The sequence below is a fragment of the Nostoc sp. DSM 114159 genome (assembly GCF_053470285.1).
Genome location: NZ_JBPFEH010000001.1, coordinates 5,415,758 through 5,427,460 on the forward strand (window position 1 = coordinate 5,415,758; position 11,703 = coordinate 5,427,460).

General features: G+C 41.7%; 10 protein-coding genes and 1 tRNA gene. 6 read left to right on the forward strand and 5 right to left on the reverse strand.

Going from position 1 to position 11,703, the window contains the following annotated elements:
* Nucleotides 1-178 precede the first annotated feature (178 nt).
* A complete protein-coding gene (gyrB, locus tag ACR5KR_RS22440; protein ID WP_445630438.1) occupies nucleotides 179-2,116 on the reverse strand; it encodes a DNA topoisomerase (ATP-hydrolyzing) subunit B in 1,938 nt (645 codons plus the stop codon).
* Nucleotides 2,117-2,481: 365 nt separating this feature from the next.
* Between gyrB and miaA the strand changes: the two genes are divergently transcribed.
* Nucleotides 2,482-3,384, forward strand: a complete 903-nt coding sequence (gene miaA / locus ACR5KR_RS22445; protein WP_448268078.1) for a tRNA (adenosine(37)-N6)-dimethylallyltransferase MiaA — start codon at nucleotides 2,482-2,484, stop codon at nucleotides 3,382-3,384.
* An 84-nt stretch (nucleotides 3,385-3,468) separates the two neighbouring features.
* On the opposite strand, the gene ACR5KR_RS22450 is transcribed toward miaA, so the two are convergent.
* The gene (locus ACR5KR_RS22450; RefSeq protein ID WP_448268079.1) at nucleotides 3,469-3,858 is read right to left on the reverse strand and encodes a type II toxin-antitoxin system VapC family toxin; all 390 of its coding nucleotides are present in this window, start codon (nucleotides 3,856-3,858) and stop codon (nucleotides 3,469-3,471) included.
* Nucleotides 3,855-4,091 carry a type II toxin-antitoxin system VapB family antitoxin gene (vapB, locus tag ACR5KR_RS22455; RefSeq protein ID WP_448268080.1) on the reverse strand — a complete coding sequence of 79 codons (237 nt, stop codon included), beginning with the start codon at nucleotides 4,089-4,091 and terminating at the stop codon, nucleotides 3,855-3,857. The genes ACR5KR_RS22450 and vapB overlap by 4 nt, the downstream gene beginning before the upstream one ends.
* Nucleotides 4,092-4,315: 224 nt before the next feature.
* On the opposite strand from vapB, the gene glcD reads away from it, so the two are divergent.
* From glcD to ACR5KR_RS22480, 5 genes are all read left to right on the forward strand, one after another.
* The gene (glcD, locus tag ACR5KR_RS22460) at nucleotides 4,316-5,788 is read left to right on the forward strand and encodes a glycolate oxidase subunit GlcD (protein ID WP_445630434.1); all 1,473 of its coding nucleotides are present in this window, start codon (nucleotides 4,316-4,318) and stop codon (nucleotides 5,786-5,788) included.
* Nucleotides 5,789-6,157: 369 nt separating this feature from the next.
* Complete coding sequence (locus ACR5KR_RS22465; RefSeq protein WP_448268081.1) at nucleotides 6,158-7,396, forward strand: glycoside hydrolase family 10 protein; 1,239 nt, start codon at nucleotides 6,158-6,160, stop codon at nucleotides 7,394-7,396.
* A complete protein-coding gene (locus ACR5KR_RS22470) occupies nucleotides 7,396-7,959 on the forward strand; it encodes a hypothetical protein (protein WP_445630432.1) in 564 nt (187 codons plus the stop codon). The genes ACR5KR_RS22465 and ACR5KR_RS22470 overlap by 1 nt, the downstream gene beginning before the upstream one ends.
* A gap of 347 nt (nucleotides 7,960-8,306) precedes the next feature.
* Nucleotides 8,307-10,556: a GAF domain-containing protein gene (locus ACR5KR_RS22475; RefSeq protein WP_448268082.1), complete on the forward strand. Its 2,250-nt coding sequence runs from the start codon at nucleotides 8,307-8,309 to the stop codon at nucleotides 10,554-10,556.
* A 62-nt stretch (nucleotides 10,557-10,618) separates the two neighbouring features.
* A tRNA-Lys gene (locus ACR5KR_RS22480) sits at nucleotides 10,619-10,690 on the forward strand.
* Nucleotides 10,691-10,817: 127 nt separating this feature from the next.
* On the opposite strand, the gene ACR5KR_RS22485 is transcribed toward ACR5KR_RS22480, so the two are convergent.
* Both ACR5KR_RS22485 and ACR5KR_RS22490 read right to left on the reverse strand, forming a co-directional pair.
* Nucleotides 10,818-11,237, reverse strand: a complete 420-nt coding sequence (locus ACR5KR_RS22485; protein ID WP_448268083.1) for a type II toxin-antitoxin system VapC family toxin — start codon at nucleotides 11,235-11,237, stop codon at nucleotides 10,818-10,820.
* Nucleotides 11,234-11,488, reverse strand: a complete 255-nt coding sequence (locus ACR5KR_RS22490; protein WP_445630413.1) for a FitA-like ribbon-helix-helix domain-containing protein — start codon at nucleotides 11,486-11,488, stop codon at nucleotides 11,234-11,236. Before ACR5KR_RS22490 ends, ACR5KR_RS22485 begins: the two co-directional genes overlap by 4 nt.
* Nucleotides 11,489-11,703 lie beyond the last annotated feature (215 nt).

The following is an 11,703-nucleotide window of genomic DNA, read 5'->3' on the forward strand; positions in this document are numbered from 1 at the left end:
TATAAATTACATAATTTGTCATCCTCCAAAAGATGTAGTTTTTATATAATTTTGGCTATAAAGTCTTTAGCAAAATCTGTTGCAGGAATATCAAGTAATATTTCAAAGTTAAAGATCCCCGATTTCTCGAATAAATCGGGGATCTTGTTTTTTACGAATGATTTAGGACTGTTGGTACTTAGATATCTAGATCGGTGAAGTTGAGTTTAGAGCCATAGGTTTCGATAAATTCTCGTCTGGGTGCGACCCGATCGCCCATTAAAATTGTGAAGATGCGATCGGCTTCGGCGGCATCCTCAATTTCGACTTGCTTCATTTTACGAGTTTCTGGGTTCATGGTGGTGTCCCAGAGTTGTTGTGGCATCATTTCACCCAAACCTTTGAAGCGTTGGATGGTGTAGTTGGCGTTAGCCGGAAATTTGGCGATCGCTTGATTTTTTTCGCGATCGCTATAGCAGTACTCATGATTACGTCCCCGTTCTACTTTATACAGTGGGGGACAAGCAATATAAATAAAGCCTTGTTCGATGAGCGATCGTTGATATCGATAGAAGAATGTTAACAACAAAGTCCGAATGTGCGCTCCATCTACGTCAGCATCAGTCATGATGACTATCCGGTGATAGCGCAGTTGGGTGGAATCGAATTCATCACCTTTGACACCTAAACCGAGGGCTGTAATTAACGCTTGAACTTCGTTATTTTTATAAATTTTAGCGTCGTCGGTTTTTTCAATGTTGAGAATTTTACCACGTAGAGGCAAGATAGCTTGAGTACGGCGATCGCGTCCTTGTTTTGCACTCCCGCCGGCTGAGTCCCCTTCTACGATGAATATCTCAGATTCGCCAGGGTCACGAGAACTACAATCTGCCAATTTACCGGGTAATGGCGAAGATTCCAGTACAGATTTGCGTCTGACTAATTCCCGTGCATGACGTGCGGCTTCTGCGGCTTTAAAAGCTTGGATAGCTTTATCTAAAATCGCATCAGCAACGCTGGGATGAAATTCTAGATACTCGGTAAGGACTTCTCCTACCAAAGAATCGACAATTCCCCGGACTTCGGTGTTACCGAGTTTAGTCTTAGTTTGTCCTTCAAATTCGGGATCGGGGACTTTAACCGAAATTACCGCAGTCAAACCTTCGCGGACGTGTTCGCCACTGAGGTTGGGTTCATTTTCTTTAATTTTATTTCGTTTGCGGGCGATCGCATTTAATGTCCGAGTCAGAACTGCTTTTAACCCTTCTAAGTGCGTACCACCATCTACCGTGCGAATATTGTTAGCAAAACCTAGTACATTATCCGTGTAAGCATCAGTACACCATTGCAATGAAACTTCTACTTGTACGTTGTTGCGTTCTCCCTGCACATAGATAATTTCTTCATGCAGCGGTTGCTTTTCGCGGTTCATGTACGCAATGTACTCTTTAATGCCACCCTTGTACTCGTAGGTTTCTACCTTGGCTGTATCGCTTTTTAGTAGTTCTAAACGGTGGTCAGTAAAAGTAATTTTGACACCTGCATTCAGATACGCCAATTCTCGTAGGCGAGCTGATAAAGTGATGTAATCAAACTCAATGCTCGTAGTGAATATTTGGATATCTGGCTTAAAAGTAACAGAAGTTCCAGTTCTAGCTTCTTTGTAAGGCTTGACTTGCAGTTCGCTAACTGGGACACCACGTTCATAGCGCTGAAGATGAACCTTTTTATCTCGCCAAACCGTAACTTCTACAACTTCAGATAGGGCATTAACAACAGAAATACCAACCCCGTGCAATCCTCCAGAAACTTTGTAACCACCACCGCCAAACTTACCACCGGCGTGCAGTACCGTCATTACGGTTTCCAATGCCGATTTCCCAGTACGCGAGTGAGTATCTACGGGAATACCGCGACCATCATCTGTTACAGTCACCGAACCATCAGCGTTGATATCCACTTCTATATGAGTGCAATGACCCGCCAAAGCCTCATCGATTGAATTGTCCACCACCTCGTAAACTAAATGGTGGAGTCCTCGCGGCCCAGTGGTACCGATGTACATTCCTGGTCTTTTGCGGACGGCTTCCAGACCTTCCAGAACTTGAATCTGATCGGCACTGTAACTGCTCGTCATGTAAACTCTCCTGATGTGTGGGTTTAAAATCGCCGAAAGGCAAATAAAAGGAAAAACACTCCAAAATTGTAACACAAAAGCCTTGCTGGCGTCTGTAGGGCATTTTCAAGAGAAGTTTATACTGGGGTTGTAGTACCGTGGAAAAAGCCAAGGGAGGCAGGGGGGCATACTTCTCTACGAGAGGCTACGCCAACGACTGCGCTCAGTAACCGGGGGAGCAGGGGAGGCAGGGGGGCTGGGGAAAAGGTTAAAGGTTAAAGGGAAAAGGAATAAATTTAATCTTTCCCCTTTTCCCCTTACCCCTTTCCCTTTCCCCATACCCAATGCCTAATGCCCCATAACAAATGACAAATGACAAATGACAAATGACTAAATTAATTGTGATTTGTGGAGCGACGGCAACGGGTAAATCGGGTTTAGCTTTGGCTTTGGCGATGCGTTTGGGTTGTGTAATTCTGAGTGCTGATTCTCGTCAAGTTTACCGTGAGTTTGATATTGGGACAGCTAAACCGACTGTAGCTGAACAAAAATTGGTGCCGCACTATTTAATAGATATCTGCAATCCAGCAGATATGATGACAGTATCAGACTATCAGCAGCAAGCACAAGCTTTAATTGCTTCTGTTGGTGTTACACCACTGTTTCTAGTTGGTGGCACTGGTTTATATATACGTTCGATTGTCCAAGGAATGAAAATTCCGAGAGTTGCACCACAGATGGAATTGCGATCGCAGCTTGAGTCTCTCGGACAACCACAACTCCACGCAATTTTACAACAAGTCGATCCAGTTGCAGCACAAAAAATTCATGGCAATGATTCAGTACGAACTTTAAGAGCATTAGAAGTATATTATGTTACTGGATATCCGATTTCAGAACAGCAAGGGGAGAATCCGCCCAATTATCCGATTTTGCAAATTGGTTTAGATTGCGATGTTGAAAAGTTGCTTGCTCGTATTCAACAGCGTACTGAGCAAATGATAGCAAATGGTTTGGTCGCTGAGGTGGAGAATCTTTGTCAAAAATATGGCGCTGATTTGTCTTTGTTGAATACTTTGGGCTATCAAGAAATTAAACAATATTTGGCTAGGGATATTTCCTTAGATGAAGCGAAAGAATTAACAATTTTGCATACGCGACAATTTGCCAAGCGACAACGTACTTGGTTTCGAGCATATCCAAAAATTGAATGGTTTGATGCAGACGATCCTAATTTATTAGAGAAGGTTTGGCATCGGATAAATGAGTTTATAATTCGCGCAAGTTAGTGAGAATTTTTTTATTCATTCATCTATTGAAATTATTACTGAAGATGAGTGCAATCGCAATCTCAGCCTATCGAATCTGTGTTTTTACTCCCATATCCTTTGAACTGGGTATATATCAAGGACAGCATCTATACTTAACAAAGGCATCTTTTCAACTATTGCCTGAGCGATTAAAATTCGGTCGAAAGGATCGCGGTGATTACTTGGCAAAGCTTCTAAAGCATAGATATGAGTCAATTCAATAGGTAATATTTGTAGATTATTCACTCGCTGTTGAGTTTCGATGAAATTCGGAAGCGACGAGCTTAAATTTAGCTTACCAAGCTGAGATTTTATTTGTAATTCCCAAACACTAGCCATACTAACTACCCAAGAATTGTTAGTATAAATTAATAAATTTCTAACTCTCTGCGATAGTTTGTCTGGGTTTCCTGCTGACCAAATAATTACGTGAGCGTCTAATAATAGTCTCATCCCTCACTTTCACCTAACCAAAATTTATCAGGTAAAGGTTCATTAAAATCATCACTTATCCAAATCTTACCTTGGTTTAAACCTAGTACCCGCTTTTGGTCTGTTTGTTGGGGTTGAGCATATTTTTGTGCGAGAAATTCGACAAAATCTAGCACCTCTTGCTGCTGTTCTGGTGCTAGGGTTTGCAGCTTTGCAATTAATTTTGAGGTGGAATCTAAAACTTGGTAAGTCATTTCACACTCTCCTGTTAAATGTCTGACTCTATGTTAATCTAGCCCCACAATTAACAGAATATCTGAATTCTACCATCATTCAACGTACTCCTTAGAAGACATCGCGCCTTCCGTACTTAAATTATGCGATCGCTTTTACTCACATTTGACTGCTATTCTTGCAACAATAGTAATTACAGCTATACTAACCAGCCTGGAACATCTACCTTGAATTTGAAAAAACTATGCTTACCCAAGATAAAAAACAACGCAACTGGAAACCTATTCTCAAAGCATTCGAGGCTGTCCTTGGCAAAAATGGTGTGGTGCAACGCCGCGAAGAACTCATTACCTATGAATGCGATGGTTTAACTGGTTATCGCCAACGTCCGGCTGTGGTGGTTTTACCCAGAACTACAGAACAAATTGCCCAAATTGTGAAGATATGCAATCAATACTCTATCCCCTTCATAGCACGCGGCTCTGGCACTGGTCTATCTGGCGGTGCTTTACCATTAGAAGATTCTGTTTTAATTGTCACTTCTTTAATGCGGCAAATCCTCAGCATTGATTTAGAAAATCAACGGACTGTTGTACAACCTGGGGTGATTAATAGTTGGGTAACACAAGCTGTTAGTGGTGCTGGATTTTACTATGCTCCTGACCCTTCCAGTCAAATTATTTGCTCTATTGGGGGCAATATTGCCGAAAATTCTGGTGGCGTACATTGTCTCAAATACGGTGTTACTACTAACCACGTTTTAGGATTAAAAATTGTCACGCCAGAGGGGGAAATTATCGATTTAGGCGGGCAAATTCCTGAAATGCCTGGTTATGATTTAACAGGTATTTTTGTTGGTTCTGAAGGTACTTTAGGAATTGCCACAGAAATTACTTTGCGAATTCTCAAAAGTGCAGAATCAATTTGTGTGCTGTTGGCAGATTTTACTAGTATTGAAGCTGCCGGGGCAACTGTTTCTGACATCATCAGCGCCGGCATTATTCCTGGTGGTATGGAAATGATGGATAACTTCAGCATCAATGCAGTTGAAGATGTTGTCGCAACTAATTGTTATCCCCGCGATGCTACAGCTATTTTGCTAATAGAAATTGACGGTTTAGAAGTTGAAGTTGCAGGGAATAAACAGCGAGTTACCGAAATTTGTCAAAAGAATGGGGCGCGGAATGTCACTTCTGCTACTGACCCAGAAACTCGGTTGAAATTATGGAAAGGACGCAAAGCTGCTTTTGCTGCGGCTGGACATTTAAGCCCAGATTATTATGTTCAAGATGGTGTTATTCCTCGAACTCAGTTGCCTTATGTTCTGCACGAAATTAAGACATTAAGTGAACAATACGGTTATCCTGTTGCTAATGTATTTCATGCTGGCGATGGCAATCTTCATCCGCTAATTCTTTATGATAATTCTGTGTCTGGTGCATTGGAACAAGTAGAAGAAATGGGTGGAAAAATTCTCAAACTTTGCGTCCAAGTTGGTGGTAGTATTTCTGGCGAACATGGCATCGGCGCAGAGAAAAGGTGCTATATGCCACAGATGTTTAGCCAAGTTGATTTAGAAACCATGCAATGGGTACGGCAAGTTTTTAATCCTAAAGGGTTAGCAAATCCTGAAAAGATATTCCCCACACCACGAACTTGTGGGGAAGCAGCAAATACATCGACACTAAAACAATTTGAAGGTGTGGAAAGATTTTAATAAGAAAGAATTAAGGAGTCAGAATGGGCTAAACCTTAGCTATCCGCTAACAGGAGTCAGGAGTCAATACAGTTCAGATAAAACCAAAACACTTGTAGAGACGGCGATTTATCGCGTCTCAAAAACCTACGATTTTGTACAAGTAGCGGTTTGAACCGTATTGAGTTAAAAGTTGGGAGTCAGAATTTATTAGGTTTTGGTATCGTCAAGTATATTCATAACTAAAACTGGCTCCGTATTATTTCAACTATCCTGACTCCTGACTTCTGAATTCTGAGTTCTGAATCATCATTTCTTTACATCATCCGGAGGATTACAACTTTATTTTGTAGTTATATATATTCCGATCGCACTAGGTCACGCTTACAAATGAATCGGGTTGCTCGCCGTTGTGTTGCTTACTTGCTGTGTTTGGGATTAGTAGTCACTTTAACAGTTTTTTTACCCTCTTCACTGCCAGTTTATTCCCAAAAAAACAGTCCTTTAACTACAGAAATTCGCGGCGTTTGGCTGACTAATGTTGCTAGTGGTGTACTATTTGTCCCTTGGGGTATTAACCGTGCTATAAATCAATTATCGACTCTCAACTTTAATACGATTTATCCTGTAGTTTGGAACCGAGGACATACTTTTTATAAAAGTGCTGTAGCCAAAATAACTACAGGTTCAGAAACTCAACCTTTGCTTAACTTCATGCACGGTGGACAGGATGTTTTAGCAAAAATAATCACACTTGCCAAAAATAAAGATTTGAGAGTCATTCCTTGGTTTGAATACGGATTCATGACGCCGCATTATTCACAATTAGCAAGGCGTTATCCTGACTGGTTGACAATTGGACAAGAAGGTATAAACTCTATTCAAGATGTTCCACCAGAAGAAATCGACAATCTTTTAATCACTAAACAAGCTTGGCTGAATCCCTTACATCCACAAGTACAAGAGTTTATCCAAGGGTTAATTTTAGAAGTAGTCAGGGATTATGATGTGGATGGTATTCAACTTGACGATCATTTTGGGATGCCTGTACAGTTCGGTTACGATCACTTCACTATTGAACTCTACCAGCAAGAACATCAAGGCAAAAGTCCCCCTAATGACCCTTTTAACCCAGAATGGATGCGGTGGCGGGCAGATAAAATTACTGATTTCATGGCAGAAATCTATCAAGCTGTGAAGGCAGTTAAGCCCAAACTCAAAATATCTCTGTCTCCTAACTATCAAGCTTTTGCTTATAAATACTATTTGCAAGATTGGGAAAATTGGGTAAAAAAAGGTTTAGTTAATGAGTTAATTTTGCAGGTGTATCGAAATGACAAAAAGTCTTTTATCGCTCAACTAGAACTTCCATCGATCAAATTGGCTCAAAGTCTAATTCCTGTAGGTATTGGGATATCAACAGGAACGGTAGGTAATCCGGTGAAAATGGCACAAGTTAGAGAACAGGTTCAGGTAGTACGCGATCGCAATTTTGATGGTATCTCCTTTTTCTACTGGGAGAGTCTGTGGGGTTACATCGTACCGGAATCACCCCAACAGCGACGCAAAGGTTTTTTTGAGATGTTTAATGCAAAAACTGTCAGACTATTACAAACAAAGCAACTTTGATGCCATTCGCGCCTAATAATACTAGATTTGGCTTTACATTGCTGTGGACTTTAGCTACTTTTGGCGGATTTTTATTGAGTTTACTCTTAATTGAAGTCGGCGAAAAGCCAGATGTTGGAGTGGTAGAGGCTGCGATCGGCGGATTTGCGATCGCACTTCCTCAAGGCTGTCTTCTCAAACAACCTATATTTTGTATCAGGTGGATTTTGTCAAGTCTTTTGGGTTGGAGTATTATTACTGCGATCGGTATTGGTGCGGTGGGTTGGATTGTACCTAGCACTCAAATTCTTCCTTTGAGAATTTTGTCAGGGGCGGTTTATGGTGCCCTTGGCGGCTTGGGGATTGGATTGGCACAATCGTTAGCAATTCCCCAGCCTGTAGCTTGGCGATGGATATTCGTCTCTGCGGCAAGTTGGGCGGTTGCTGTCCCCGTGGGTTCTGCTGTCGGGATAATCTGGCGCTACTTAAGCCAGTTATTTTTAGGCGAAGTCATCGGCTTAGGCATCACTTGGCTGCTGGTTGGTATCCTCACAGGAATCAATGCTCACAAATTGCGATTGTAAGTTGCCACGGACGCGATTAATCGCATTTTTATTAAGAATTATAAACTTAATTGATATATATTTAGGTTTACACTTAGATATATGCGAGAATCTTAAAAAACTGTTAATAATAAATTACAATAAGTTTGCCCTCACTTGCAAATGTATTTTCACCTTCAGAAAGCAGGATTTTGTTAAGCTGACTCCTATTAGCTTTCCTAGATTTCTGACAAGAAGTAGAGAAAGATCAAAATTTCGATGAGCAACAGCTGACAATACTTTGCTATAGGCGCTACAGTGCATCTACTACAAGCTTAACGACAAGAGAGCGCCTAGAAGAGTCAGTAATACTAGAGTGGGACTCTCGCATGAATCTAAATCCAGTGGAATCAACTATGGAGTTGACAAAATTATCACCACCTCAAATTCTTTTTGGCACAGAAGTAGATGAAAAAAGTAGTAGCGAGCAGTTTCTACTAAGCATGTACGATTCTGTACAGGCATCAATATTTGTAGTTGATGTTTTGGAGGATGGAGATTTTCGATATGTGGCTCTTAATCCCACTCATGAGCGGTGGATAGGGATTCGCTCAGACGATGTTCGCGGCAAAAAACCAGAGGATATTCTCTCTGCTATTGATGCTGCAAAGGTGCGTCAACATTATGCGGACTGCGTGCGATTCGGCACAACTATTTCTTACGAACAATGTTTGCAATTCCAGGGAGTTCCCACTTGGTGGAGTACGACTCTCACGCCACTAAAGGATGCTAACTCCAAGGTTTATCGATTGATTGGTACTAGTAGCAATATTACCCCTGCCAAGCAAGCAGAACAAGCAATTGGACTCCAGGTTGAACGAGAGCAACTGCTAGAAGCGATCGCTGGACGGATTCATCAATCAGTAGAATTAGAGACAATTCTGCATCAAACAGCAATTGAACTGCGGCAATTTTTGAATTGCGATCGCGTGTTGATTTATCGTTTCGAGGCTGATGGCAGTGGAGTAATCATTGCCGAATCAACTGTAGCTACCAGCGATCCCCTATTAGGCAAAAACATCACCGATCCCTGCTTGAGTGGCAAACATCCAGAACACTACGGACAAGGTTGCATTCAAGTTATCGAAGATATTTATGCAGCCGACTTGCATCCTTGCCATATAGATTTCCTGACATCTTTGCAGATCGGAGCTAATCTCGTCGTGCCGATTTTCCAAGAGCAAGATATGTGGGGGCTATTGATTGCCCAGCATTGCCACCAATCGCGTCAATGGCAGCAAACAGAAACTGATTTACTCAAGCAGTTGGCAACTCAAATCGGCATTGCAGTCCAACAGGCAGAACTGCATCAGCAACTCCAGGATCTCAAAGCCAAGATGGAGTTACAGAAGCAGAAACACATCAATCAGTTGCAGCAGGTGCGAAACTTTGAAGCCTTGGTGCGACGGATGACAGAACAAATCCGCGACAGTCTCGATCAAACTCAAGTATTGCAGACACTTACCCAGGAATTAGCAAAATTACTAAACCTTGAGCGTTGCCAAATTGAACTCTACAGTACTTGTCAAACTCTAGTTACTATTGCTTACGAATACAGTATTAATTTGCCTCAATGTCAAGGTTTAACTAAACAGATTGCAGATTATCTGGAAGTTTATCAGCCGCTGTTGCAAAAACAACCATTGCAATTTTTGGAAATTCTACCAGGATGGGAACCCAAGTTGCTAGTAATGTCCCAGATGGCTTGTCCAATTTTCGATCCTCAAGGAATTTTAGGAAATATTTGGTTGACAAGACCATCACAAGAGGCTTTTGACGAATTTGAAATTGAGCTAGTGCAGCAGGTAGCAAATGAATGTGCGATCGCTATTCGTCAAGCCCAGCTTTACAAACAAAACCAGGCACAGGTAAAAGAACTAGAAAAAAGCGATCGGCTCAAAAACCAATTTCTCAGAACTTTATCCCAAGAACTGCGGACACCAATAACCAGCATTAGCCTTGCAGTCCAAACTCTCGAAAGTGTCCTCACACCAGCAGAAATATCAGAAATAGAAATAGTGCCGCAACTCTTGCAAATTCTGCATAACGAATGTGGGCGAGAAAGCAAGTTAATTAACGACTTACTCACACTCACATATCTCGAAGCCGAACCCGATCCGCCAACCTTGATTGCCATTGACTTTCAAAGTTGGCTTCACCCCATTATCGAGTCTTTTCGAGACCTCACCAACTGTCAGCGACAGCAGTTAAACCTGACTGTAGATCGGGCGCTGCCGCTTTTGGAGACAGATATCACTGATTTGGAGCGGATTGTCACCGAACTGCTCAACCATGCCTGCAAATACACCCCAGCCGGGGAAGCGATCGCAGTGTCTGCTCACTTAAGAGGGGATGCAGTCGAGCTTAAGATTACCAATTCCGGAATAGAGCTTACCAGCAATGAACTCTCACGGATTTTTGAACCTTTCTATCACCTTTCCAAACACGATCCTTGGAAACATAGCGGTACGGGGCTGGAGTTGGCATTAGTGCAGAAAATGGTCAGACATTTAGGCGGTTCAATTTATGTAGAGAGTGCAGCAGGTCAAACCACCTTCACCGTCAAATTTCCCCTTTAATTCGTTTTTTGGGTGCGGCACTGGCAAATCTGTTAGAAGTTTGCTATCATGGTTTTTCGTGCGGGTGACTAGCTCAACGGTAGAGCAGTAGACTCTTAATCTATTGGTTGCGGGTTCAAATCCCTCGTCACCCACTACTTCCAGCCTTTCAGGAAAAACCCCTTGCCTAAATGAATTAAGGCTACCTTTGCAGGAGTAAGGGTTGTTTTTGAGTTTAGCAGTGGAAGGGGAGATGCCTGCGGTAGTCTACATTAAAGCTTTTTAAATATTCTCCACCCATAAAAGATTACTTGCGTAGCTACTAGTTTTCAGTGCGTTATAAAATTTTTCGTCTGCTGTTACCATCTGGCATTGTTGAGTAATAGCAAGGGCTAAGTATAAACTGTCATACACTGCACGATCTGTCTGAAGGGCAATATCTAAAGCAAGTGGCATTAAAGGTTGAGATATGTACACCTCTACAGGAACTGCATTTAAATCTGCTAATATTTGTCTTGCATTTTCAGCCGTGTCTTCACCACGACGGACTCGTTTCCACAAGACGTTTCCTACTTCTGGGAAGAAAAAATCTGGAACTAAGAAAGTATGATTACTTCCTACTAAACGCCTAGCTGCATCAGAGTAGACTTCAGGAATGAACCACTTGATAGCAATGCTAGCATCTAAAACATACTGACTCACCGTTCTCTATCCTCGCGGATAAGTTCAGTACTATCACTAAAAATTTTTCCTGTATATCTAACTTGAGCGCGTGCTACAGCTTCTCTGGTTCTTTCCATGTCGCCGCCAGTGTGGTAGTGTGTCGCTTTTTCAGTCGCTTGTTGTAGGATCTGCTTTAGTTCTTCTTGCAAAGACCTACCGTGTTGTTTGGCAAGAGTTTCTAGCTTTTCTAGAATAATAGGATCTAAATTTTCAACTAAGATTTGAGCCATAATTCTATGGTTGTTTTTTCTCTACTTTTATTCAAGATTTAAAATTAGTTTAGCAAGTGTAGACGCAAAGCAGCTTGTCTTGAGACATCACAATATTTCTGTAAAGCTAGGCTCCGGTTCTTTAAGCTTTCTTATGTGAAAATTAATATAAGTATTTTGGGGCTACAAATGTAGCTTGGATAGCAGGCAATCAATTGCAAGGGCGCCCGAATTCA